The organism is Succinivibrio dextrinosolvens DSM 3072 (assembly GCF_900167015.1).
Classification (GTDB): domain Bacteria; phylum Pseudomonadota; class Gammaproteobacteria; order Enterobacterales; family Succinivibrionaceae; genus Succinivibrio; species Succinivibrio dextrinosolvens.
The window spans coordinates 57,373-83,324 of sequence record NZ_FUXX01000005.1 but is presented as its reverse complement, the minus strand read 5'-3'; the positions used below and the strand labels follow the sequence as shown (position 1 = coordinate 83,324).

The 25,952-nt window shown below is 38.9% G+C and carries 23 protein-coding genes and 1 rRNA gene; 18 read left to right on the top strand and 6 right to left on the bottom strand.

All coding sequences use genetic code 11. The features are described 5' to 3' along the window. Positions 1–150: 150 nt before the first annotated feature. The 5 genes from rrf to B5D46_RS02685 all read left to right on the top strand — a co-directional run bounded on the left by rrf (position 151) and on the right by B5D46_RS02685 (position 4,837). Positions 151–266: ribosomal RNA gene (gene rrf, locus B5D46_RS02705) — 5S ribosomal RNA — on the top strand. Positions 267–364: 98 nt separating this feature from the next. After that, entirely contained in the window at positions 365–856 is a 492-nt protein-coding gene (locus B5D46_RS02700) for a phosphatidylglycerophosphatase A family protein (protein ID WP_078928112.1), read from the top strand. Between the two features lie 465 nt (positions 857–1,321). Then, on the top strand, positions 1,322–2,269 hold the full coding sequence (locus tag B5D46_RS02695; RefSeq protein WP_078928111.1) for a sugar ABC transporter substrate-binding protein: 948 nt from the start codon (positions 1,322–1,324) through the stop codon (positions 2,267–2,269). Between the two features lie 80 nt (positions 2,270–2,349). Then, a complete protein-coding gene (locus B5D46_RS02690) occupies positions 2,350–3,846 on the top strand; it encodes a sugar ABC transporter ATP-binding protein (RefSeq protein WP_078928110.1) in 1,497 nt (498 codons plus the stop codon). Positions 3,847–3,871: 25 nt separating this feature from the next. Then, entirely contained in the window at positions 3,872–4,837 is a 966-nt protein-coding gene (locus tag B5D46_RS02685) for an ABC transporter permease (protein ID WP_078928109.1), read from the top strand. Between the two features lie 78 nt (positions 4,838–4,915). On the opposite strand, the gene B5D46_RS02680 is transcribed toward B5D46_RS02685, so the two are convergent. Continuing rightward, the gene (locus B5D46_RS02680; RefSeq protein WP_078928108.1) at positions 4,916–6,577 is read right to left on the bottom strand and encodes a hypothetical protein; all 1,662 of its coding nucleotides are present in this window, start codon (positions 6,575–6,577) and stop codon (positions 4,916–4,918) included. 422 nt (positions 6,578–6,999) lie between these two features. Between B5D46_RS02680 and B5D46_RS02675 the strand changes: the two genes are divergently transcribed. Beyond that, positions 7,000–7,890 carry a DMT family transporter gene (locus B5D46_RS02675; protein WP_078928107.1) on the top strand — a complete coding sequence of 297 codons (891 nt, stop codon included), beginning with the start codon at positions 7,000–7,002 and terminating at the stop codon, positions 7,888–7,890. Positions 7,891–8,006: 116 nt separating this feature from the next. On the opposite strand, the gene B5D46_RS02670 is transcribed toward B5D46_RS02675, so the two are convergent. Then, a complete protein-coding gene (locus B5D46_RS02670) occupies positions 8,007–8,852 on the bottom strand; it encodes a MetQ/NlpA family ABC transporter substrate-binding protein (RefSeq protein ID WP_078928106.1) in 846 nt (281 codons plus the stop codon). Between the two features lie 823 nt (positions 8,853–9,675). Here B5D46_RS02670 and B5D46_RS02665 point away from each other — a divergent pair. From B5D46_RS02665 to B5D46_RS02635, 7 genes are all read left to right on the top strand, one after another. Then, a complete protein-coding gene (locus B5D46_RS02665) occupies positions 9,676–11,010 on the top strand; it encodes an NAD(P)/FAD-dependent oxidoreductase (protein ID WP_078928105.1) in 1,335 nt (444 codons plus the stop codon). A gap of 62 nt (positions 11,011–11,072) precedes the next feature. Beyond that, positions 11,073–11,891 (top strand): MetQ/NlpA family ABC transporter substrate-binding protein, encoded by an 819-nt coding sequence (locus tag B5D46_RS02660; RefSeq protein WP_078928104.1) that lies wholly within the window; start codon positions 11,073–11,075, stop codon positions 11,889–11,891. Positions 11,892–11,982: 91 nt separating this feature from the next. Next, entirely contained in the window at positions 11,983–13,020 is a 1,038-nt protein-coding gene (locus B5D46_RS02655) for a methionine ABC transporter ATP-binding protein (protein WP_078928103.1), read from the top strand. Next, entirely contained in the window at positions 13,013–13,693 is a 681-nt protein-coding gene (locus B5D46_RS02650) for a methionine ABC transporter permease (protein WP_031491970.1), read from the top strand. Before B5D46_RS02655 ends, B5D46_RS02650 begins: the two co-directional genes overlap by 8 nt. A gap of 179 nt (positions 13,694–13,872) precedes the next feature. Next, positions 13,873–14,769 (top strand): hypothetical protein, encoded by an 897-nt coding sequence (locus B5D46_RS02645; protein ID WP_078928102.1) that lies wholly within the window; start codon positions 13,873–13,875, stop codon positions 14,767–14,769. A gap of 553 nt (positions 14,770–15,322) precedes the next feature. Beyond that, positions 15,323–16,033, top strand: coding sequence for a DUF2802 domain-containing protein (locus B5D46_RS02640; RefSeq protein WP_078928101.1), 711 nt, complete (start codon positions 15,323–15,325; stop codon positions 16,031–16,033). A gap of 310 nt (positions 16,034–16,343) precedes the next feature. Further along, positions 16,344–16,877, top strand: coding sequence for a CinA family protein (locus B5D46_RS02635; RefSeq protein ID WP_234973811.1), 534 nt, complete (start codon positions 16,344–16,346; stop codon positions 16,875–16,877). Here B5D46_RS02635 and B5D46_RS02630 read toward each other — a convergent pair. The 3 genes from B5D46_RS02630 to B5D46_RS02620 all read right to left on the bottom strand — a co-directional run bounded on the left by B5D46_RS02630 (position 16,864) and on the right by B5D46_RS02620 (position 20,900). Beyond that, a complete protein-coding gene (locus B5D46_RS02630; RefSeq protein ID WP_078928099.1) occupies positions 16,864–18,540 on the bottom strand; it encodes a glycoside hydrolase family 36 protein in 1,677 nt (558 codons plus the stop codon). The genes B5D46_RS02635 and B5D46_RS02630 overlap by 14 nt on opposite strands. 80 nt (positions 18,541–18,620) lie before the next feature. Next, positions 18,621–19,760, bottom strand: a complete 1,140-nt coding sequence (locus B5D46_RS02625; protein WP_078928098.1) for a metallophosphoesterase — start codon at positions 19,758–19,760, stop codon at positions 18,621–18,623. A 9-nt stretch (positions 19,761–19,769) separates the two neighbouring features. Then, complete coding sequence (locus B5D46_RS02620) at positions 19,770–20,900, bottom strand: anhydro-N-acetylmuramic acid kinase (protein WP_078928097.1); 1,131 nt, start codon at positions 20,898–20,900, stop codon at positions 19,770–19,772. A 146-nt stretch (positions 20,901–21,046) separates the two neighbouring features. Here B5D46_RS02620 and tyrS point away from each other — a divergent pair, with 146 nt between their 5' ends. The 3 genes from tyrS to B5D46_RS02605 all read left to right on the top strand — a co-directional run bounded on the left by tyrS (position 21,047) and on the right by B5D46_RS02605 (position 23,258). After that, positions 21,047–22,234, top strand: coding sequence for a tyrosine--tRNA ligase (gene tyrS / locus B5D46_RS02615; RefSeq protein ID WP_078928096.1), 1,188 nt, complete (start codon positions 21,047–21,049; stop codon positions 22,232–22,234). A 26-nt stretch (positions 22,235–22,260) separates the two neighbouring features. Next, positions 22,261–22,923 carry a ribose-5-phosphate isomerase RpiA gene (gene rpiA, locus B5D46_RS02610; RefSeq protein WP_078928095.1) on the top strand — a complete coding sequence of 221 codons (663 nt, stop codon included), beginning with the start codon at positions 22,261–22,263 and terminating at the stop codon, positions 22,921–22,923. A gap of 131 nt (positions 22,924–23,054) precedes the next feature. Next, the gene (locus tag B5D46_RS02605) at positions 23,055–23,258 is read left to right on the top strand and encodes a hypothetical protein (RefSeq protein WP_078928094.1); all 204 of its coding nucleotides are present in this window, start codon (positions 23,055–23,057) and stop codon (positions 23,256–23,258) included. 207 nt (positions 23,259–23,465) lie between these two features. On the opposite strand, the gene B5D46_RS02600 is transcribed toward B5D46_RS02605, so the two are convergent. Further along, positions 23,466–23,813 carry a rhodanese-like domain-containing protein gene (locus tag B5D46_RS02600; RefSeq protein ID WP_078928093.1) on the bottom strand — a complete coding sequence of 116 codons (348 nt, stop codon included), beginning with the start codon at positions 23,811–23,813 and terminating at the stop codon, positions 23,466–23,468. A 313-nt stretch (positions 23,814–24,126) separates the two neighbouring features. Here B5D46_RS02600 and B5D46_RS02595 point away from each other — a divergent pair, with 313 nt between their 5' ends. Next, a complete protein-coding gene (locus B5D46_RS02595; RefSeq protein ID WP_078928092.1) occupies positions 24,127–24,702 on the top strand; it encodes a recombinase family protein in 576 nt (191 codons plus the stop codon). An 84-nt stretch (positions 24,703–24,786) separates the two neighbouring features. Next, positions 24,787–25,920 (top strand): PDDEXK nuclease domain-containing protein, encoded by a 1,134-nt coding sequence (locus B5D46_RS02590; protein WP_078928091.1) that lies wholly within the window; start codon positions 24,787–24,789, stop codon positions 25,918–25,920. Positions 25,921–25,952: the final 32 nt, after the last annotated feature.

Below are 25,952 nucleotides of genomic sequence, written 5' to 3'. Positions count from 1 at the left end.
AGGCTGGATGTGGAAGCTCCGTGAGGAGTGAAGCTTGCCAGTACTAATGCTCTGAACGTCTTGACCATACAACCCCGGAAGGCATCTGGAGTACGCAAGACTAGTGAAGTTTGAAATCAGTGAAAGTTTTTTAAGTTAAAACCCAATTCGCCTGGCGGCCATAGTGCTGTAGAACCACCTGTTCCCATTCCGAACACAGAAGTGAAATGCAGTAACGCCGATGGTAGTGCAACGTACGTTTGTGTGAGAGTAGGTCACCGCCAGGCTTCCCTTTTAGAAAGACCGAGATGTTTTTGCATCTCGGTTTTTTCGTATATATACTATTAAAAATTCTATAGTAATTCTTCCTAAACAGGTTCTTCTGATGGATAAACACGACCGTTCCTTTTTAAAGAATATCAGACTGTCTAATCCCTGGCATCTTATTGCTGTAGGCTTTGGATCTGGTCTTCTTCCTAAAGCTCCAGGCACCTTTGGATCTCTTGCTGCTGTTCCTTTATGCATTGGTCTTTTATACCTGGACTGGTATTATGTGCTTACAGTTGCTGTAATTACTTTCTTTATTGGATGGTATGCATCTGAAGTTACAGAAAAGGACATGGGAATGCACGATAACAGTTCTATTGTTATCGATGAGTTTGATGGTATGTTTATTTCCATCCTGTTTTTCCCTCCTCAGTGGTATCTGGCTTTTCTGGCATTTGTTCTGTTCAGAATCTTTGATGTACTAAAGCCTTTCCCTATAAGCTTCTTTGACAGAAGAATCGGAGGCGGTTTAGGCGTTATGCTAGATGACGTGATTGCTGGTATATTTGCCTTAGTTTGTGGTCATCTGATAATTCAATTCCTTTTATAGTTACTTAATAAATACGATCCTGCGGTCGTATTTTTTTGTTCTTTATTTTCTTTTTTTTCTATTTCTCGTAATCCTCATTTTCTTGCCAAATTTAACTATATGAAAACGTTATTTTTGAGATCTGTTCCATAATTTAAGTAACTAATTTTCATTTTAACCTGCTCTCATTTTATTCTGCATGATTTTGCAATAAAGATGTCTTAATGATCTATTTTCTTAATTAACATACTGAAATGAAAACGATTTCATGGGATAAAGATCATGAACTTCTAATTTCGTATAAGAATAAGAGACTATAACAATATAGAATAAAATCATTGCTATTTTGCTCTGCATTGTATTATTCAATGCAAACGTTTACGATGCATAAAAACAGCAATTATCAGTTTTTTTACTGTAAATATTACTTTTTTATGCAGCTAGAACTACTGGTTTATAGCAAGATCACAAACATAAGGAGTTTATATGAAATTAAAGGCAATCGTTGCTGCAGTTATGGGAGCTGTAATCGCTACTTCAGCTGTTGCTAAGGACAATTCAGAGTTCAAACTGGGCTTCTCTGTTCCTCAGTTAGCTAACCCATGGTTTGTTGGCGTAAAGCTTGGCATGGAGAAAGCCTGTAATGAGCTTGGTATCAAGTGTATTTCAATTGATGCCCAGTATCGTGTTGATAAGCAGGTTAGTGACATCGAGAACATGATCAACGATAAGTTTGACGCTATCTTCACAACTGCAATTGATGCTAATGCTCTGATTCAGACTTTCGAAGATGCTAAGAAGGCTGGTATTGCTACCGGTTCTATCGCTCAGGTTGTTCCAAATTCTCACCTTCTATATGGCATGGACGAGTACAACTATGGTCATGCAATCGGAACTCAGGCTGCTCAGTGGGCAAAGAAGAAGTTAAACTGCAAGGGTAAGGTTGCTTTAATTACTGAAGATAACGTTGAAGCTGTAAAACGCCGTGGCGACGGTATTGAAGCTGCTATCAAGGAAGTCTGTCCAACCATGCAGATTGTTGCTCGTCAGGCAGGTGACAATCCTGAATCTGGTATGAAGATTATTGAGGCTGTTCTTCAGCAGCATCCAGATCTGAACCTTGTTATCGGTTCAAATGACTCTGGCGGTATTGGTGGCTATCAGGCAATGTTTTCAAACGACAAGGTTGGTGATGATAAGGCAGTTTTCTCTGGTGATGCAACTAAGGAAGCTCTTGCTTTAATTGCAGAAGAGGGCAGTATCTATCGCGGAACCGTAGACTTATACCCATTTAAGGGTGGATATGAGAGTGCCAAGTATCTTTACGAGATGGCAACCAAGGGATTGCCTGCAGAACCTAAGAAGGTATTCCTGCCATATGTCCCTGTTCCTCAGGAAGATGTAATTTCAGGCAAATACAAGCCAGCCTACTAATAAAAACGGTTAATCGAATTTAACTTAATTTGAATTTGGTGGCCGTATCAGTTAAACGGCCACTGTTTTTGGTGAGAATAATGTCAGATGAAATAATTCTTTCAGCGCGTGGTCTCTCTAAGTATTATGCCAAGGTTAAGGCGTTGGATAATGTTACCCTGGATATTCGCCGTGGAGAGGTGATCTCTTTATGCGGTGAGAACGGTGCTGGAAAATCAACTTTTATAAAACTCCTGACAGGGGCAGAAACTCCTAGTTCAGGAACTATTGTATATGAGGGTAAGGAATATTCTTCCCTGGATCCTCAGCTGTCAGCAGATCTGGGAATTGCTGCTGTGTATCAGGAATTCTCTTTAATCCCATATCTGACGATTGCTGAAAATGTTTTTTATGGTCGAGAGCTGAAGAAGGGCTTTGTTCTGGATAAAAAGGAAATGTCCAGACGAGTTCAGGAGCTATTTGATCAGATGGAAGTCGACATCGATGTAAATAAAAGAGTATGTGATGTCGGAGTTGCATATAAGCAGATTGTGGAAATTCTTAAGGCTGTTGCCCGTAATCCTAAGTTTATTATTCTTGATGAGCCTACCGCATCCTTAACTCTTAAGGAAACAGAAATCTTCTTTAACGTTATCAGAAAGCTTAAAGAGAATAACTGTACCATTCTGTTTATTTCACATCGTCTTGAGGAAATCTTTGAGATGTGTGACAGAGCGGCTGTGTTCATGGACGGTCGATTTGTAACAGTTCGTGATGTTAAATCTCTTCAGATGAATGAGCTTATCTCCCTTATGGTTGGTCGTGAGCTCTCTGGAGAGTATCCAACCCCAAAGAATCATTCTGATGAGGTGATTTTAGAGTGTAAGCATCTTAAGAATGCAGCTCTCAAGGATGTAAGTTTTAAACTGCATAAAGGCGAAATTCTTGGTTTTGGTGGCCTTGTAGGTGCAGGAAGAACCGAGCTTGCAAGAGCAATTTTTGGTGCTGATCCTTTATCCAGTGGAGAGATTATCTTTAACGGTAGAAAGTATAAACCTAAATCTCCAAGAAAAGCTCTTTCTACCGGTATCGGACTGATTCCTGAAGACAGAAAATCCCAGGGAGTGTTACTGAGTCTTACTATAAAGGAAAATACTGTTTACAGTTCTCTTCCAAAATATCTGACTTGTGGTTTTATCATCAATCCAAAAAAGGAACGAAGTGAAACTGAACGTTATATCAGTGAACTTAAGATTAAAACTCCTGGTATGGATCAGCTAACTAAAAATCTTTCAGGCGGTAATCAGCAGAAGGTGGTTCTGGCTAGAATTCTGTCTACAGAATGTGATGTTCTTATATTTGATGAGCCGACTCGCGGTATTGATGTGGCTGCAAAGCAGGAAATTTACAATCTGATGTGCAAGCTTGCAGACAGTGGCAAGAGCATCATTATGATTAGCTCTGAGATGCCTGAACTGATTGGTATGTCTCAGCGTATTTACGTTATGGGATATGGTCAGATTACTGCTGAACTTTCAAAAGATCAGTTCTCTCAGGAGCTGATTTTAGAGAAATCTGCTTTGGGAAAAGCAGAATAATAGAACGAATTATAAGGATAAAAAAATGAATAAGAATTTTTCTCTGTGGATGCTGGATTACGGCATTGTGCTGATCCTGTTTTTACTGATCGGCATATTTTCTGTTGCATCATCAAACTTCTTTTCATTGTCTACACTGACCACAATTCTGCGTCAGGTTTCAATTATAGGAATAATATCAGTTGGTGCAGCCTACGTTATTCTTACAGCGGGTATTGATCTTTCTGTAGGTTCTATTGCCTGTATTTCATCTCTTACTGCAGCTTTGCTTTTAAAGGCTGGATGGTCTATTCCTGTCACCATTGTAGTAACTCTGATTCTGGCAACCATATATGGTGTGTTCTCAGGCTGCCTCGTTGTTTTCTTCAAGATGTCTCCTCTGATTGCAACTTTAGGTGTTATGACATCTTTAAGAGGTGCTGGTTACCTGATTACTGACGGTCTGCCTGTATTTGGATTCGGCAAAGGTCTAAGTGCTTTCGGTCGAGGCTATTTCCTTGGAATTCCAGATCCTGTAATTCTGATGGTTTTGATTTTTGCTCTTGGTATCTTCATCCTTTCCTGCACTCCAATCGGTCGTTATGTCTACGGCGTTGGTGGTAACGAGGAGGCATCAAGATTATCAGGAGTAAGCATCGGTGGCGTTAAGATCTTCTGCTATGCCTTCTGTGCAATGTTATCCGGTATTGCTGGTCTGGTTCTTTTATCTCGTACAAATTCAGGTCAGCCTGCAGCAGGTGTAGGTTTTGAGATGGATGCCATTACTGCGGTCGTTTTAGGAGGTATCAGCCTCATGGGCGGTCAGGGTAAACTTCCTCTTGTCATCATCGGTGTGCTGATTATGGGCGTTCTATCAACCGGTATGCTGATGTGCAATATCAATGATTACGTTCAGCAGGTAGTAAAGGGCCTGGTACTGATTGCTGCTGTTGCTTTCTCTTATGTTTCAACAAGACTAAGAGATAAGATCATCACCAAGCCAAACGATTAGCAAAGAAAAGTGCAATGTGCGTATGGATTACCTTCGTGGTCCATACGCTTTTTTATTGATTTTTCTGTAAAGAATCTGTTACTCGAAATCCGTATCTTTGAAATCGAAGAAAAGACCTTCATAAGGGAAACGTCTTTTGGCAAGATAATTAAGTGTAGTTGAGTCCACTTTCTCTTCATATTTTTGCTTAAATTTTTTTCTTGCCAGAGTTACTGCTGCAAGATCCTTTGCTATTCCTTCCTTGGTCTGCCCATAAGGAAATGATGTAATTTTATCGAGCAGACTCAAGGCTTCCTTTTCAGTAAGCTTTGGTGAATAGTTTTGATTCAGATAGTTAAGAACTGTTTTACAGCCATTTTCTGCCTCATAAACTTTTGCTTTGGTATTCATCAGCTTTTCGGTATTTATCAGTTCATCTGCATTTGCCTCTTCATCTGATGCCTTAAAATCAGCATTAGCCATAATCAGAGTTTTAAACTCATTATCCTGACTTACTGGTTCATATTCCTGCTGCACCTGGGGCAGGAGCTCATCAGGACATTTAAATACCTTTTTGTCAGATACCAGAAGATACATCCATTCTGTATTGCTTTTATTATCTAATGATGTTTTTGAGTCTGAATCATCTTTTAGGGTATGGTAAGCAAGTTCAACCTGCATACCAGCCCAATGTCCAAGCTCGGCCTGAATAGTAACCTCATTCTCCTCGCAGTATTTATTGAGCAGCTTATGTGTTTTCAGATTGGATTTGTAATCCCATTCAAGATCATCTGGTTTTACATATCTGTCTCTTTCCATGAGCTTCTGAACCTGTCCGAAAATTTTCTGATGGACAGAATTCTGCTCATCAAAAAGCTCAATGTGATTTCCTTTTTGAAGGACTCCTGCAAGGGCAAAGTCATAACATGGAGGCATAAAATGTACGTTGTATACGTTAAGGCCTTCAAAAACTCCTACGAAGCATGCACACTGAAAACCTTCCTTTTTTACAAATTCACGGGCCTGATCCTGCTGCTCAACTGTAGGCAGGAATTGCAGTAGAGATGATATCTCCTCGCCTGGAACCAGTTGCCATTTTGTTCCATAAATAACGTAGAAGTAACGAGGAATCTTTTCTGATGTACCATCAGCGTTAATTATTCTCAGAACATCCTTTCCATGGTATTTTGCAACCCAGATAATATCAAAGGCGTGTCCTACGGTAGGCTGTGTTATTATTTCTGTTCTGATCTTGTTGAAATTAAGCTCGTGCAGTACCACATCCATACTCTCTCCATCCAGGGTGTAGATGTTTCTGTGATATGGATGTATTGCTATTAGCATGGATATTGTTTCAGTCCCACCCTGAGCCATTCGTGGTATATAGATTTCGTAACCTCTGAAACAGCCTTCATACTGGACATCCAGATAATCTGTTCTTCTCTGGACATAGTTCTCTGCTATCTTCCTGATCCCCAGATCTTCGGTATGCTCAAGTCCACGAAGAGCATCCTGAAGACTGCAGTATTTTGTATATTCATCAATTTTATGGGCAAGATTCAGTGTACGTTCAGACAGTTCAACCTGCTCAGAAAACATAGCAGGAGATAATTTCTCCTCCTTTATGGATAGAGCAAAGGCAAGTGCCTTTCTTGTAAATAGATAGGCGCAAGGGGGCGGGGCCTGAACATAGGACAGGTATTCAGGTTCAAAGACATAGTATTCATTTGCGAGGATGCCTTGAAATACGTAATCTGTCATCTAAGCTCCACTGAGTTGTTTTTGATCTTTGGTCCGTTATTTAATCGCTTGTGTATGTAGGTGAACAGTATTGAGAGCTTCTGCTTGATTATCCTGATAACACTCTTTCTTTTTCTGTTGGCTCTTTATGGTTGTTAAATTCTGTCTAACGTGGATTACAGCCTTTTTATGTACTGTTTTATCTGTTTTGCATTTATTTTGAGCTTATTGGAAAAAGACACACCTCAGTAGAATTATAGGAGAGGATTGAAAAAATAAAGGTGACTGTTATCCATAACTATTGTTTGGTCTCATTAAAAAAAATGATAATCATAATCGTAATGAAAAAGTTCTTTTGTGCTAGACTGACTCAGCCTTTTAAAGGTCTATTCAACGTTTTTATTTGAGTATAGCTCCTTCAATATGCCGGTTAATATATAAAAATGCTATCTGTATTTCTTAAACTTCACTTATCTGTTTTTATTGCTGGTTTTACCGGATTGTTTGGAAGACTGGTAAGTCTGGATGCTTTCTGGATTGTATTTTTCAGAATGCTTCTGGGGGGAGTTGTATTAGCCGCATTTCTAATTGTATTCAGAAAACTAAGATGGCTTGGTTTTAAAGGAACCATAAGCTGCATGATAGCAGGTGCTATTCTCTGTACTCACCTGATTCTGTTTTATCTTGCGATAAAACTGTCTAATGTTTCTATCGGTGTTGTCTGTGTATCAACAATTGGCTTTTTTGTTGCCTTAATTGAGCCTTTTATAGTTAAAACAAAGTTCTCATTTACCGATGTGGTTTACTCCTTGCTGGCAATTCTAGGTGTGCTTGTCATCTTTGGCTTTGATTCCCGTTATCGTCTTGGTATTGCAGTCGGTATTGCCTGTGCTGTTTTTTCTGCAATTTACTCTATCTACAACAAAAGAATAGCTCTAAAGTATGATAATTACTCACTTATAAGCTGGCAGCTTCTGGGCGGAACCATATTTATGGCTATGCTTTTACCTTTCTATTATCTGATAGAAGGGCAGTGGTCTTTGCACTTCAGCTTCAGTGATGCTTTTTATCTGCTTTTAGCCGGCGTGATCTGTACTGCTGGTCTATATTATCTGCAGCTACAGGTCCTGCAGACTTTATCTGCATTTACCGTGATGCTTTCCTACAACCTGGAACCTGTGTATTCGATTATTCTGGCAATGATTCTATTTGATGAGGCATCAGAGCTTAATACTTCCTTCTATGTCGGCATTCTGGTGATCATTATATCTGTTGCCCTGAAGACTACTAAATCTATCCATGTGGCAAACAGAGTCAGGAATATAGGTAACTAAGAATACTATCCTGATTACTTATATTTTTCTTTTAAGGAAGAGATAGAACAGCTTTCAGGCACGCCATTTCACGCAGAAAAGTATGTGGACAGAGCGCACCTGAATATGTCTGGTTGCTACTTACTGTAAGTAAATGCAGGAATAAATGCTCCCTTATATGATGTCTTGATGATGTCTGCCACTTCTTTTGTATGGTACAGATCAACGATGTGAAGGAACAGTTCGTTGTCTTTGTCACTCTCTCTTGAGGCGATGACATTTACAAATGGATTTTCAAGTCCCCATCCTTCGGTTTTTTCAATATAGATTGCATCTTTGTCAGGAGTCAGTCCACGATCCACTGCATAGCCTCCATTGATAAAGGCTGCAGTTACATCATCCAGAGTGCCGTAGGAATTTGCTGCATCTACCCAGTAGAACTTAAGGTTCTTTGGATTCTCAATAATGTCACTCTCTCCTGGAAGATAACCTGCATCAGCTTTAAGCTTTAAGTAGCCAGCTGATTCAAGCAGTCTTAATGCACGGCCTGTAGTAATCGGATCACTAGGAACTGTTAGAGTATCTCCTTCCTTGATTTCAGTGATATCTTTGATTTTCTTGGAGTAGAGTCCTAATGGAGCAATGATGGTGGTGCCGATTGCCTTTAAGTGGTAGCCATTCTCATCTGATTCAGTCTTTAAGAAAGCTCCTGTCTGGAAAGCATTCAGATCGATCTCTCCATCCTCAAGTGCTCTGTTAGGCAGAGGGTATGTTGAGAATCTTACAAGTTCAACCTTTACTCCCTCATCAGCAAGTTTTTTTATGATTGGATTCCAGTATTCATTGTTCTCTCCTACAACTCCGATCTTAACCTCAGTTCGATCGTAGGCGTAGGAAGGTGTGCATATGGCTGAAACTAAAACTGTAAGAGCAATTCCTTTCTGAATGAGTCCGGATATTTTTTTGAGATTAAATGTATTCATAATATATTCCTTAAATTCTTTCTGAATTAAAGTCTGTTTGAGATCATAAAAAACTGCTTTCTGCAGTTTGAAACAATTTGAATGGAGTTCGATTACCTCCTGTATTCTTTGTTTTCTAATTATGTTTTTTTTCTTATCTTATAAGAGGTGATGTCATCAGAGTCTGAACTGCTCTGAATGAGACCTTGCCATAAGATACAGGCAACAGTCATAGTTATAGTTATTTTCTTTTAATCCAAAATAAATGAGCTTGTTTTACTTATTTATTTCTGTTTATTTTATTTAATAATAATCACTACCGTAAGTCAATAAAATTCTTTATTCCAAGTTAAAAATTAAACTTTATCTTTAATAACAAAAGGTTCTTTCTTTTATTAAAGAATTATTTTTTTTTGAATAATACTGATTGTATTTTTATTGATGATGTATATAGACTTATAGTCTAAAGCTATATCTATGTATCAGAAAATAGTATTAGCAATCTTTTTTTTATTTGTCATAATAAAAACAAATGTTAGAAAAACATTTGTAGATGGATCAGGAAGAAATCCTGTTCCTAATAATAAAAATCAAGAATAGAAAATTTTTGAGGAACACAAAATGTCTGCTGTTGTATCAATACTATTCAAGCCTAAACAAAATACCTTTTCATCATCTGTGTCTTATCAGAATGGTTCTTCATTCTGCTGTTCCTGTTTCTGCTGTTCCCGAATGTAGACGTAAGTCTCTTATCCGTTTAATCAAGTTTTAAAAACTTCAAACAGTTAAATCAAATTTATTCGACTGACGCGCTTTCTGTAAAAGGCGTATTTGGGAGTAGTGTATGTATAAGACTTCAAGTTTTCCTGAAGGATCAGGTGTAAATCCATGGTATGAACTATCAGCATATAAGAATCACAGGTTTAGCGATCCCTCAGAAATAAAAAACAGTTATGACTATGTAGTTGTTGGAGCCGGATTTGGTGGTGTAAGTGCTGCATTTAGACTTTCAGAGAATAATCCTTCTGCAAAAATTGCTCTGATAGATGCTCTTCCTGTAGGTTATTACAGCTCTGGAAGAAATGCAGGCTTCGTTGCTTTAGCACAGGTTGCCAAAGCTCTTATAGGCTTTGACCATTTCACTCTTGACGATCAGAGATGGCTTCTTCATTTAAATCGAACAGTAGTTTCCCGTATTGAAAAGATCAAAGAGCAGAGCAAGCTTGAGTTTGAATGGCGACAGGATGGCATGTATAAGGCTGTGCGCGAAAAGCGAAATGTAGCTGCTCTTGATGCTCTGGAAGGTCATCTGCAGAGACTTGGCCTAGGTTACGAGCGTGTTAAGGGTGACGAGCTCTCATCAAGATTAGGAACCTCTTTCTACAGGGATGCGATTTATGTAAAGGATACTATTCTTAACAATCCTTCAGAGGTTATAAGAGGTCTGGCCACTGCGCTTCCTTCAAATGTATCCGTCTTCGAAAACACTAAGGTTGCCGGAGTTGAAGAAGGTTCGATTCCAAAGGTAATTCTTGCTGACGGCAGAGAGATTGCCACAAGACAGGTTATCCTTACTGTAAATGCATTTTTAAGCCGTTTTGGATTTGCCTCTGCTTCAAATGTTGCAGCTATTCACAGCTATGGTGCTCTAACCCGTGTGCTTACAGATGCTGAACTTGAGAACTTTAAAAATGTCCGTCCATGGGGAATCACCGCAACTCATCCATCTGGAGCAACCTTAAGATTTACTCCTGATCATCGAATCTTTGTTCGAACCGACATTGATTTTGCAACCAATCTCAACATTCCTCAAAAGAAATTTGATCGCTCTGATTTCTATCTGAGGAGAGCTTTTGTAAGACGTTTCCCTGAACTTGAGAAGGTTGATTTTGAATACAAGTATGGCGGACTGATTTCCTTTACGGGAAATACCAGACCTCTGTTTGGTGAGGTGGCAAAGAATATCTATGCCGGAGTTACCTCGGATGGAACAGGCGTTACCAGAGCTGCAATTTTAGGAACCTATCTTGCAGATCTGATTCAGCATCGAGACAGCAGCGAACTCGATTATATAAAGCGAGCCTATCATCCAAGCTATCTGCCTCCAGAGCCATTAAGAACGTTAGGAGCTACAGCTTTTCTTAAATACAAGGATTTGTATGCAGGATCTGAACTCTGATCCCGTACATAAAAAGACATTTATCAACCAGTTTAAAAATTAATAAACAAAAGGAATATATTATGAAAAATATTAAAACTCTTTTAACCGCTACATTTGTTGGTTTATCTTTCATCACCTCACCTGCTGCTTTTGCCGATGAGGCTAATGAAATCAAACTTGGTGTTGTAGGTGAACACAACGAGGCATGGGAGAATGTTGTAAAGAGACTTGATAAGGAAGGCGTAAAACTTACCTTAGTCAAGTTTGCAGATTATACTCTTCCTAACCGTGCGCTGAATGACGGTGAAATTGACCTTAACGCCTTCCAGCATGTGGCATACCTTAAAGCAGATATTGAAGCTCATGACTATAAGATTGAGCCTATTGCCAATACCATCATCTCTCCTTTAGGTCTTTATTCCAAAAAGATAAAGAATGTAAGTGAGCTTCAGGATGGAGATACTATTGCTATTCCTAACGATCCTACCAATGGCGGTCGTGCTTTAAAGGTTCTGGAACTTGCAGGTCTTATCAAACTTGATCCTTCAAAGGGCTACATTCCAACTGTACGTGATATTACCGAGAATCCAAAGCACATCCAGATTTATGAGGTTGATGCTGGTAATACACCTAGTCTTCTTCCTGATGTGGCAGCAGCAATCATCAATGCAAATTATGCTGTAGACAATGATCTGAATCCTTCTACCGATCCTATTTTCTCTGACGGTGTTGGCAAGGTTGATCTGGACAATCCTTACATCAACGTAATTGCAGCTCGTACTGATAACAAAGATAACCCAGTATTCAAAAAGATAATCGCAGCTTATCAGACTAAGGAAACAGCTGAAATTATCAAAGAGCTTTATCACGGAGGTGAGGTTCCTGTATTCAAGTATTAAGCAGACTTTAACTCTTTATCCTGCTCCCGCAGATAAAGAGTTCTTTTTAGCTATTTTGCAAATCCATAAATATAAGTGATAGGTAAGATAAATGATAAAACTTGAGCATGTTTCAAAAACATTTGAACGTGACGGTATCTCCTTTAAGGCAGTGGATGATGTGTCACTGGAAATAAAAAAAGGCGAAATCTTTGGAATTATTGGTTTTTCAGGCGCAGGAAAATCTACTCTCGTCCGCTGCATCAATCTTCTTGAAATACCGGATAAGGGCAGTGTTGTCAGCGTAGATGGACTAAATCTGACAGCCTTATCTCCAAAAGATCTCAGAGATGCAAGAGCCGGTATCGGTATGATTTTCCAGCATTTCAATCTGATGCCATCAAGAACCGTACTTGAAAATGTAATCTACCCTCTGTCTCACAAGGGAATTAAAAAGGAGGAGCAGAAAAAAAGAGCACTTGAACTCTTAAGACGAGTTGATCTTGAAAGCAAAGCCAATTCCTATCCTTCTGAGCTTTCAGGCGGTCAGAAACAGCGTGTTGCTATAGCCAGAGCTCTGGCCTCATCGCCAAAGGTTCTGCTGTGTGACGAGGCTACTTCTGCCTTGGACCCTCAGACTACCCATGAGATTTTAGGCCTTCTAAAGGAGCTTAATGCAGAACTTGGAATCACAATTGTCATCATTACTCATGAGATGGCTGTGGTTAAAGATATCTGCAGCAGAGTAGCGGTACTTGAGAACGGTCATCTGGTAGAGCAGGGCTCAACCTTTGAGGTCTTTGCAAATCCAAGGGAGAATATAACCCAGAATTTTGTAAAGGCAGCCTCAAATCTTTCAAAGGCAGAGCATCTCTCATCAGACTATCCTCTTATATGCGATCTCAAGCCAGGGGAGAAATTTGTAAGACTATCCTACAGGGGACCAGGTGTTTCCGAGCCTCTTATTTCTCTGATGACTCATCGTTTCAACGTGACGATGAACATTCTTTATGCTGATGTGGAGCTTGTAAACAACTCTCCTATCGGTGGTACCGTGGGAATTCTCTCGGGCCGTTATGAGGATGTTGAAAATGCTCTTATTTATATAGCCGGAAAGAATGTAAATGTGGAGGTTCTGAAAAATGGCTGATCTGTTTAATACTCTATTTCCTCACGTTGCCTCAAAGCTTGATGAGCTGTGGATTTCAACACTGCAGACTCTGTATATGATGTTTGTATCAGGCGGTATTGCCTTCCTTTTTGGAATTATCCTGGGCGTGACACTTATTGTTACAAAACAGGGGGGAATTCTTGAGAATAAGAGTGTATTTGGAATTCTGGACAGACTTATCAATGTTTTTCGTTCTATCCCGTTTGTGATTCTGCTTGCCGCCCTTATTCCTTTTTCGAGATTTATTGTGGGCACTGCAATCGGAACTACAGGTGCAATTGTTCCGCTGGTAGTTGGTACTGTACCTTTCTTTTCAAGACAGGTGGAAAGTGCTTTATCAAATGTGGACAACGGACTTGTGGAAGCTGCAATGTCTATGGGCTCATCTCCTCTTGGTATTATTTTCAGAGTCTATCTTAAGGAGAGTATTCCTTCACTGGTAAGAGTGTCTCAGATTACAGCTATCAGTCTAATCGGTCTTACTGCAATGGCAGGTGCTATCGGTGGCGGTGGTCTTGGTGATTTTGCAATTCGCTATGGACATCAGCGCGGTCAGACCGATGTTACCTACATTACTATTGTTGTAATCCTTCTGATGGTTAGTGTGATTCAGAAAGGTGGAAATTACATCATCAGGAAAACAACACATTAACCGGTAATGACATCTCGCGAATTAAGGTTAATTTTTAAGACCATTGTTGAGAAATTCTCAAATTGATGGTGGTCTGTGATGAGAAATGATAAGACTGCTTGCTCAGTAACATTCTTGGAGTAGCTCTTCAGTTTATACTTGTTATAGGTTTTGAACTCTTGTAACGGTATGGCATAAAGATGAGCAGAATAGACAAAGATGATGGACTGAAAAGATTTGTTAATATTTGTTTAACAATCCTTGTCCTAGTCTTTGCCTTCTATATCTGGATAGCCTATAACCAGAAGCTTGAAGATAAAAGTTACTACGAATCAGTTGCCGCAGAATGGCAGAATACTGACGGTGAGCCTGTATCTGTTTTCGGCTTTATTCTTGGTACAAATGCCAAGAGTGCAATTTCCAAGCGTGTCATTTCAAATAAATCAATTCCTCTAATCAAAGATAAGAAAGAGCATATTCCTGTTTCATACTATCTACTGCAGAATAAGAAAAGAAACTGCGTTATCTATGCGAAGGATAAACTGGATCTGTATTCTTCAGCTGAGCAGAACAATGAAAATATTAAAGCTCTGTACAACTCGATGACTAACGATGACTGCTTCCAGATTAGTACACTAAAAGGTTCAGTTTATCCTACAGATTCAGTAAGTAACATGAAGCTATATGTAAACGAGATCGGTGAGATTATTGAGATCAGACTTGGCTTTGTGGATAAGGTGGAAAGGGATTTATTTGTTTCATCTATGCTAAATAACTTTCAGCTGAATACTTTGCCATCAAAATGGTCAGAATGGTTTAAAAAGTCAACTTCGAAAAAATATGACAGATGCTTAAAAGCAAATAACAGCATGCTGGTGTATCTGAATTATTCTGATAATGATCTTGAAGCTGACCTTGCTTTGGAGAAGGGAAGCCTTGATATAAAAAGACAGGCAGACGGAAAGAGCTATCAGCTGATAAAAAGTCGAGGCTGGACTGAATCCTTCACTTATACCGAATATTTAAAGAAGCTTGCCTTTGATTCAGAGATTGTCTCATCAGATACTTTTGACAAGTATGATAATTCGTTTGAGTAGAGCCTTTTTTTCTGTGGTTTTCCTGACTGTTCTTCATCCAATATTTGACAATAATTCCTACCAACTTTTTCCTTTAAAAATAAACTGATAGAATACAGCGTCTAAAAAATAACTATCAGTTTTCTTGATTTATGAAATATATTGTGAAATTTAAAAAGATTCTGACACTGTCAGTTGTTTTGGTTGCTCTCCTTTCAACCTGAATCCTGATGCTCGAAAAGTAATTATTCGCGAGACTCTGTGTAATTGTTGTAACCAATCAGATTCCTATATTTTCGATAAGCTTCCTGTACGATAATAGCAACTCTAGAACTAACCTGTGTGTACTTATGTTTATGGAATTCAGATAAGTAAAAAGCTAAGCTTTTTGCTTTCTGGATTTTTGCGTTTTATAGATTGTTTTCTCTGTTTTTTCTTGATGTAAATGCGGTAAAACAGGAAATATTGCGCAAGTTAAGACGAAAATCACAATATAAATTTCATAAATTTTGTGAGATTTAAAAAAAAGTGCTATATTACAGTTAGATAAAGGTTAATTACGTACAGAGATTTTATGCAGTCATATTTAGATGTAACTCTTATAGCCGCTATTAGTACAGCTGTTGTCCTGTTGCTATTTATCCTTATCTCTTTTGTAATTACCTCCCGTCGCTGTACCGCTCTGGAAAAAGAAAATCTTTTATTAAAGGCATCCGTTGATAACGCTCTGAAATCTCTGGAAGAGCAGGCTTCAAAATATACAACCTCTATTGAAGCCCTAGAGAGAAAAATGAAGGCTTCAGATATGTCTCTGCAGTATTTAACCTCATCTCAGCAGGATATCGTTGATAAGCAGAAAGTAATAAATACCTCTTTTGATAACTTATCTGTTAAGGTTGAACAGCAGAAAAAGGAAATCCAGAATAACTCCGTAGAGAATCAGCCAATTATTCTTGCAAAAAGGCTCTTAGCTGAAGGTCTGTCTGTTGAAGAAGTAATTGCTAAAACCAATCTTCCTCAGTACGAAGTTGAAATGCTGGCTAAGGTTCACAATCTGTCTGCAAAGGTTGCTGCTGCCGAAATTGCTGCAAAGGCAAAAGCTGCTGATAATCAGACTCCATCTCTTGATAAGGTTAAGGCTGCTCCAGCTGCTAGTGCTCCTGCAGCTAAAACTCCAAAAACTACCCCTGCACAGGCAGCTGCTACTGCTCCTCATGTTGCAAGCCTTAAAGCTCGTGAAGCTTATGGCATGGGCGCAAAGACTGGTCTGAGAAGACCTAGATAAAGTTCTTGATCTGGTCGAAAAAATTAGACATATCAAATGTATGGATATTATTCGATTTAGGAATTCATTCTAAGCTCTTCGTCTGGAAAGTGTTTTCGGTACATTTTGATTGTTATTTTTTAGAAAAATGTGTGTTTGTGTATTTTTAATATACAAAAAACGTGATTTTTCGTTGGCCTTAATACCCAAAAAACGTGATTATTAGTGGTAATTAATAAGAAAAAAAGTGATAAAAGGTCACAGTGCTCAGTAAATAATATTTGTGCAATAATGATTGCACTAGATGTCAAAGAACATAGAGATAAATTTCATGAAAGAATCATTATTAGAACAAATCACAACAGCTGCACGTGAGTTTGAATCCTTATCTGCAGAATATGGCGAAATATATGTTACTGCTGAGTCTTTAACTGCCGGCTTTATTGGAGCTTCAATTGTCGAAATTCCTGGCAGCTCAGGCTGGTTTGACAGAGGTTTTATAACCTACTCAAATGAATCCAAGATGGAGCTTTTAGAGGTTAAAGAGGAGACACTCAAAACCGTAGGTGCTGTAAGTGAAGAGACTGCTGTACAGATGGTTGAAGGAGCTCTTAAGCATTCATCTCTTGCAACCATAGGTGTATCAGTTACCGGAATTGCAGGCCCTGATGGCGGTTCTGCTCAGAAACCAGTAGGTACAGTATGGATGGGACTGATGAAGAAAGGGCAGAAGGCCTATGCACACTGTTTTCACTTCAAGGGGGACAGAGAAGAGGTAAGACTTCAGACTACGCTAATGGCCCTAAAGGGACTTAAGGCCTTAACTGTAAGAGATGATCCAGATTCTGTCTTTAATGCTCAATAACTATCAGCGTATCAGCTGGTGGCAGAATATATTCTGAGGACAGGTTCTCGTTGTTCATAAAGTTAACAGAATTCTGTCCTATGAGAATAGTCTGGTTATCTCCTGTCCAGTTGATATAAATCTTTATACGTTCCTTTTTGCTCTTGAGATTCAGAGTGAATGTCGAGAAATCCTCATCTGGAATTACTTCTTTTACGTAATACGTATAATCTCTGATTCTTCTGAGAAGCTCCTTATCCTCATGGCTGTAGTCACCAAGTCTGTCACCGATGGTTACAATTCCACCGCAGATAAGTACTGTTGCAATCTGCAGGTGAACATCATTTGGTTCAATATGCTGTCCATCAATATCTTTTATACAGAGTGCATCCGGATCATTTATCCAGAGATTATTGTTCATCCACAGTCGATTAAAGGTTTCTTTTGCTTTCTGTACTGTTCTGTGATGATTTCTTTCAGTATCATCAGATATTCGCATGGTATGGAAGAGTCCAAGTGAAGGCCAGATAGGAGCATTGCAGCCTAAGAGACAGGCATCATCACCAATGGCATCAAGTATCGCCCTGATCCCTCGTCTGTAGTTTTCAATTCTGGAGATATTTCCTCTGAAGAGATAGCCTTTGATTGCTCCCCAGTAGCAGGCATCCAGCTTGAAGTACTTTATACGCAGCTTTTTGACAAAGAAGTTAAAGATATTGTGGATATGGTTTACAACTTCCTCATTTGAGAAATCCAGAACATACCATGGAAGATCTCGCCAGCCTCCATAGGTCAGGTAGCCTGCAGGGATCAGATTTCCGTCCATGTCTGTTGCAAGCCAGTCAGGGTGATTCTTTACAATATCAGACTCTCCGCTGACTATGAATGGGGCCACCCAGATAGATGGTCTTTTTCCTTTCTCTGCGATTTTTGCAATACATCCATCAAGACCATTGGAAAAGCTCTCTGAATATTCAAGCCAGTCACCCATGTGGCTTTCATATCCATCATCAATCTGGATGTGATCAATAAAATCAAACTCTCCTGATTTATCTGCATTCTCAAGGATGTCATGCTCTGAGATATGATCATAATATGAGTACCAGGAACACCAGGCACAAGGTCTTTCCTTGATCTTCAGAGGAGGGTGATTCTTCTTTATGAGTTTTGCAAATTTATCCAGAAGCTGTTCCTTTTCGGTTCCCTCCATGATGACAAAGCTTTCTGTATTGATAATATCTCCTGAGTTGAAGATCTGTCCCTCTAAAGACATGCATACATGCAGAGTTCCGTCATTGAAGATTCTGAAGAAACCTGTGTATTTGTTGCAGCTTGTAAAGCCAAGCAGTGTCCAGAGATTTTCCTTTTTCAGAAGCAGGAGATTGTATACGGTTCTGTAATCTTCGACAGGGTAGTGAGAGTATGGAGATAAATCGTCCATGCATCGACCGATGTTTACCGGCTTGGCAAAGGTTCCTGTCATCTGGGCGAGCATCTGAAAGCCTTCACCTATAAAGACAGTGTCCTGATTTAATTTTGTATCAAGAAGGATTAGAACAGATGAAAATCTTGAGGTGGTGACAACCTTGCGGAAAATATACTCGTCCGACTGATTCTTTACATAGGCAATATCAGAAACTTTTAGCGTCGACTCGAGCGCTGCCTCTAGTGAATCCTTCAACATCTCTCAATCCTCTCAGATGCACAACACTATCTTCAATTATAGGTGACTGAAATAAAAGGAAATGTGAGATAGCGTTAAGACTACTGTTTAAGTGTTACATAAACAATCTGTGATGGATCGTGAAGTCTTAAAGGTGCTCCTGCCCATATTCTGGTACCGTTGGAGACGATAACTCGCTGTCTACCTGTGTTATACAGACCGCTGACGTAGCCTCCGTTTACCTTGGCAACAATCTGTTTTAGTCCAGGCATTAGACCTCCATGGGTATGCCCGCATAGAGTCAGATCGGACTTATCCTTTAGCTGATTGGCAAGCTTTGGCTGATGAGACATGAAGATTGTTGGCAGATTTCTGTCTGTATTTGCCAGTGCTTTCTGAATATCTGCCTCTGGTAGATTAAAACGGTGCGCAGAGATATCTATAACACCGCATACATTTAAAAGAGGAACATCTTTTTCGTTTCTGATAATGACACCGTCATTCTCCAGAAATTTTATGCCGCCTTTTTCAAAGTACTCAATCCAGTTCTTATAACCAGAGTACAGCTCGTGATTTCCTGAAACAGCATAGACTCCGTATTTTGCCTTTAGGTTGAAGAGGATTTTTGTCATGTAATCAAGCTCCTCAATCGTACCGTCAACAAAGTCTCCTGCAATCAGTATCAGATCCGGTTCAGTCTCATTTACTCTTTTTACGATATCCTCAATTTCTGAGGGTATGGTTGGTGCTGAAATATGCAGATCTGCAAGCTCAACAATGCGAAGATCATTAGCTTCAGAGGGCAGATTCTTAACGGTAATCTCGTAGAATTTATCTACTGGAGGGGCAAAGCCGTTGAATACTGCTCTTCCTCCGATAAGACAGGCTATAAGCAGAAACAGTGCTGCATATCGGGTGGACTGAGCTGGAATTATGAATTTACCTGGATTCAGCCTTGAGAGCTTGTACACTCCATTGATAATCATTCTGATAAGAGTCAGAAGAAACAGAAATATAGAGCTGAAATAGATGGTATCAAAGAAGATAGCTGGGTATCTTGAGAGCTTCGGATCCATCATATCTCCGCCTGAGAAGATATAGATGTACTGTTTAAGACTGCCAAGTCCAAATATAATGGCTAAAAGAATTTTGTACTTCAGGCTAACCTTTTTTAGAGGCAGGATAAAGCACAGAATAATTACAAGAGCCTGGATAAATGGAAATATCTTAAACGCTAGCATATATCTCTCTTAATGTGTGGCCGGATACAGGCATCCTAAAATAGAAGGCTCCTTTGCTCCAGTTGAATCTCCAAGATTCAGGCATTCTCTGTGCATAAACTTGTATGCAAAGTAGGCAAAGGCATGTGCTTCTAAAAGCTTTGAGTTTACACCGAGATCTTCTGCTGTCATTACTGTTACACTGTTTTTCTGAAGATTCTTTGAAAGACCTTCTCTTATATATGGATTATAGGCTCCTCCTCCGCATAGGATAAGTCTTGTTTTAGTTATTTTATGTCGGTACATGCACATTCTGACTGCATTCACATTAACCATTACAGTAAACTCGGTAAGGGTTGCTATAAGATCGCTGATGAAATCCTCATCCTGTGTAGCAAAAAGCAGTTCTTCCTTAATAAAATCAAGACCGAAATCCTCTCGTCCGGTTGATTTTGGAGGTTCAAGTTTCAGGTATGGGGACTGCATGTATTTTTCAAGCAGAGCAGGGACAACCTTACCCTTAAAAGCTAATTTAGCATCTTTGTCATAGGGAATATTTAGCAGAGTTCTGCAGGCGCCATCAATAAGTGTATTGGCAGGCCCTGTGTCAAAGGCTTCAAGTATTCTGCCGTCAGTATCAATTACTGTAAGATTGGAAATGCCTCCCATGTTAAGAACCATTGAGACTTCATTCTCATCTTTAAACTGCATGCTGTGAAAGGCCTGTGTCAGAGGTGCTCCGTTTCCTCCATGAGCAATGTCTGCTGAACGAAAATCACAGACTGTATCAATTCCGGTTAAGGCACAGAGAAGTGCTCCGTTATCAAGCTGCAGGGAAAAACCTTTTGCAGGACGATGTCTAACTGTCTGACCATGTGATCCGATAGCCTTTATATCCTTTGCCTTGAGTTTTGCCTTATCCAAAAGTGTATTAACAGCTTTTGCCTCATACTGAGCGATTTTTACTCTGGCAACACCTGCCTTTTCAATTTCATCATCAGAGGATGAGCATAAAGAGTGCAGAAGCTTACGTGTATCCTCATCATAATCTACACTGGTGCTCATTATTATTCTGCTTGTATCGCCATTAAATTCGACCAGTGCTGCGTCGATGCCATCGATACTGGTTCCAGACATCAATCCTATATAAAGCTCACCCATTATTCTTTCCTTATGATTCAGCTTTTTTTAAGCCAAATAGTGCTTTTTTTTGTTTAGATCATGACCAAATTATATTAAAATATTGCGACTTATATTTTTTTTTATGCAAATTTTGCAACGTTTTTAATTATTTAAAAGGTTATACGATGTCTGATATCGAAAATGCATTACGTGAAATTACTCGTGGTGCAGAGGAAATCATTCCTCTAGATGAACTTAAAAAGAAACTGGAGTCAGGTAAACAGTTAGTTATTAAACTGGGTATGGATCCAACTGCTCCTGATATTCATTTAGGACACACCGTTATCCTAAACAAGCTTCGTACCTTCCAGAAATTAGGTCACAAGATTGTGCTTATCATTGGTGACTTTACCGCTGCAATCGGTGATCCATCTGGTAAAAATGCAACCCGTCCAGAGTTACCTCGTGAGCAGATTCTTGAGAATGCAAAGACCTATGCTGAACAGGCATTCAAGATTCTGGACAAGGATTTAACCGAGATTCGTTACAACAGCGAGTGGTGTGAAAAGCTAGGTGCTGCCGGTACCATTAAGCTTGCTGCAAAACTTACTGTTGCCCGTATGTTAGAGCGCGATGATTTCTCAAAGAGATTTGCTGCAAAACAGCCAATTTCAATTCATGAGTTCCTGTACCCATTATTCCAGGGCTATGACTCTGTTGCTATCAAGGCAGATGTTGAGCTTGGCGGTACTGATCAGAAATTCAATCTGCTGATGGGCCGTGAGCTTCAGAAAGATGCAGGTATGGAACCACAGTGTGTTCTGATGATGCCTCTTCTAGTCGGTCTTGACGGTGTTGTTAAGATGTCAAAATCAAAGCACAACTACATCGGCGTTACCGAGGCTCCAAAGGAGATGTTCGGCAAGATCATGTCTATCTCAGATGATCTGATGTGGTCATACTACGATTTACTGTCATTCAAGACTGTAGATGAGATTAAGGCTATCAAGGATGACTGCCTTGTAAACGGTAAGAACCCACGTGATGCCAAGATTGAACTTGGTCGTGAAATTGTTGCAAGATATCACGGTGAAGAGGCAGCCAACGAGGCTGTTGAGGGCTTCAAGTCCCAGTTCGCCAAGGGCGCTCTGCCTGATGACATCCAGGAAGTTACCGTTAATTCACAGACCATTCCAAATCTTCTGAAGGATGCAGGTCTTTGTGAATCAACTTCTGAAGCAATGCGTATGCTTAAGCAGAATGCTGTTAAGTGTGACGGTAAGGTTATTACCGATAAGAATGCTCCTGTAGAAAAGGGCACAGCTATCTGGCAGGTTGGCAAGCGTCGTTTTGCAAAGGTTACAGTTGCCTAAATTTTCAAACATTAAGGAATAGTTTTATGACACAGGATGAATTGAAGGTAATGGTTGCCAAGGCAGCCTTAGATTATATTCCAGCAGGAAGTGTTTTAGGTGTTGGCAGCGGTTCAACCGTTATGAAGTTTATTGAGCAGATCGGAATCAACAAGGTTCCTGTTGCTGCTGCAGTAAGTTCATCAAACAAGACCACTGAAGCATTAAAGTCAATTGGCGTTAATGTTGTTGACCCTAACGAAACACAGCCTTATGACGTATATATCGATGGTGCTGATGAGGTTGATCCTAACTTCAATATGATTAAGGGCGGCGGTGCCTGCCTGACAAGAGAGAAGATCCTGACCTCAATGGCCAAGAAGTTTATCTGTATTGTAGATAAGTCAAAGCTTGTTGATACTTTAGGTAAGTTCCCTCTTCCTGTAGAGATTATTCCTATGGCACGTGAGCAGGTTGCAAGAACTCTGCGTGCATTAGGCGGCGAGCCTGTTCTGCGTAAGGACTGCATCACTGATAATGGCTGTGAGATTCTTGATGTTCACGGTCTTAAGATCACTGATCCTCTGGCTTTAGAACAGAAGATTAACCAGATCCCTGGTGTAGTAACCGTAGGTCTGTTTGCTGCTAAAGGTGCTGATATTGTGCTTTATGCAACTGAAGAAGGTGTTAAGGTTTTAAAGCGCAGCTAGTCTTTACACCAAAAAAATAATTATAAGAATCAAGCTTTCATGGCAAACATGAAGGCTTTTTTAGTGATGATCCGCCTATAAGGCGAGGATGATCACTATGTATAGAATGATAAAAGCGATAAGAATTAAAAATGTTTAAGAGGAATAACCAGTATAAGTCTTCTCTAGAGTACGAACCATTATTACCTGAAGAATCTGCTTTTGATTCCCGCAATGAAAAGGCCATGGTCATTTTTATGGTTATCGCCCTTCTGATTTGCGGTATCGGAATAGTGTTCAGTATTACTTTTTTAAGCTATATCTTTTTCTCTGGTCCTGTTATTAATCTGGATTAGTGTAATTCCCAAAAGAATGGCTGGAATTGTTAAGATTTAAAAAGCTCCAAAGTGCAGTTTTTCTGTTTTTAATAACCTATAGTAATTTCAAAAATTCGAAATACAATTCAAGCCTTGTGAGCTATTCTTTCGAGTCAGAATCCAGATAGATTGCTTTCTAATGGATCTGGCTTCACCATAAAATCATACGTTTTCAGTCAATGTTATTTAATTTCTGTTTTGGGGAAATTCTATCTGATATGGCCAGTTTGAAATTCCTCCCATATCAAGAATGTAGTAATATCCCATCTGTTTAAGTTTTTTTCCTGCTTCTATGGTTCTTCTGCCAGAACGGCAATATATGATAAGTGGAGTTGCAAAGTCAGGCGCAACTTTTTTGGTTGTTTCCAAGGTCATTTCATTTAGAGACAGGTGAATAGCTCCTGGAATGAAGCCTGATTCATATTCTTCCTTTTCACGTATATCAATAAGAATACATTTTCCTGATTCTATAAGAGAATAGGCTGTAGGATAATCAATTTTTGTTATGCCCGCGTTAATTGTAATGTCTGCCATAATAATTCCATCAACTTCAAAGCAGTTAATTTACCACATATACGAATATTCTGAAACAAACATCTAATATTCATCGTAATCTAACTAAATACTGCAAGAATTCCACCGTGCACTATATAGTGGTGGTATGAATTTTGTGGGATTCTTTTTATTATGGCTTAATATAGGCAAATATAACCATAACTATAGTTATTGTTACACTTTTAATTGCTCGCCTTTACTTGATAAATTCAGCATTGCTCACAATATAACAAACTATAAAAATGATATAATGTTACATGGATATAACATTCTCTTCTTTTTGTAATGGATTATGAGTAAATTTCAACGCATAGCCTATATTCGCGTATCAACGATAGACCAAAGTTTTGATCGACAACTCGACGGAATGACTTTCGATAAGGTCTTTGAAGAAAAAATCAGTGGAAGAACAAGAGAAAGACCTGTATTAAAAAATATGCTTTCCTACTGTCGTGAAGGTGATCATATATATGTCCACTCGATGGATCGTCTTGCACGCAATTTAAGAGATCTTCTTGATCTTGTAAAAGAAATAACCGATAAAGGTTGTACTATCCACTTTGTTCAGCAACATCTGGAGTTCTCCAATGATGACAATAATCCTACTGCAAAATTGATGCTGCAGGTAATTGGAGGATTGGCCGAATTTGAAGCAGCACTTATAAGAAGTAGAGTTTTAGAAGGTATTGCTGCTGCAAAGGCCAGGGGTACATATAAATCTGGAAGACCTGTGGTAATGACAGATGAAAAAAAGAAGATCTGTCATGAGAAATATGCATTAGGAATTCCAATGACTAGAATTGCAAAAGATCTTGGTGTATCCAGAATGACAGTATATAGAGAATTAAAAGCAGATCTAACACACTAGATTTTCAATTTTTTCTGAAAATTCTATACAGTTTAGAGAAAATTCATTTCAGCTTATAGTAACTAAAGAATAAGAGAAAACATTATGAATAAAAACAATCCTTCTTTTGAAGGACTAGTAGAACATCTAGAATACATTCATAAAATAACAAGTACAAATGCGAAGAGTGCTGTTAATCAGCTTTTAACATTAAGAAATTGGGTTATCGGCTATTACATTGTTGAATATGAACAAAATGGCAATGATAAGGCTTTATATGGTGACAATTTACTAAAAGAGCTTGGATGCAAACTTGAGCAATTAAATCTTAGTGAAAAAACATTATATTCGTATCGTAAGTTCTATTTAGTCTATCCTCAGATTTTCTCGACAGTGTCGAGAAAATTACAATCACTAGGATTACAGGAAGAAATAAAGCAATTAACCATAGAATCTCCTGAAAAAACTCATACGAAACAGGAACAAAAGAAATTCTCGACAGTGTCGAGAAAATTCAAAACAGACGGTGATTATTTAATCTCAAATCTTTCATATTCTCATATAAGAGAGTTAATTATGATAGATGATGATTTAGAAAGATATTTCTATGAGGTTGAATGTATAAAATCAAACTGGTCAGTTAGAGAACTCAGAAGACAGATTAGTACCAATCTGTATTTCAGGGTAGGAGCAAGCAAGAAACCAGAATTATTATTTGATAATCTGCGAAATCCTTCTCCAGATATAACTGTAAAAGAACCGTTTGCTCTTGAGTTTCTAGGGCTTGATGCAAAACTAGCCATAACAGAAGATGATCTTGAGCAAGCTTTAATAGATCATCTACAAGAATTCCTGCTTGAACTTGGAAAAGGATTTTGTTTTGAAGCTAGACAAAAAAGAATCTTAATTGACGACGAATATTATTTTCCAGACCTTGTCTTTTATCATCGAATTCTACATTGCCACGTCATTATTGAACTTAAAAATGATGAATTCTCTCACGAGAACATCGGCCAACTGAATGCTTATGTTGCCTACTTCAAGGAAAATGAGATGAATCCTGGCGATAATCCTCCAATAGGAATTCTTTTGTGTGCAAAGAGAGGAAATAAAAAGAAGATGGTTGAATATGCATTATCGGGGCTTGATAACAAATTATTTGTCTCTACCTATATGCTACATCTGCCAAGTAAAGAAGAACTTGAAGAATTTATTGTTAAAGAACAAAAAGATATGTAAGTAATTTGATTAGTTATTAAGATTTGGAACGC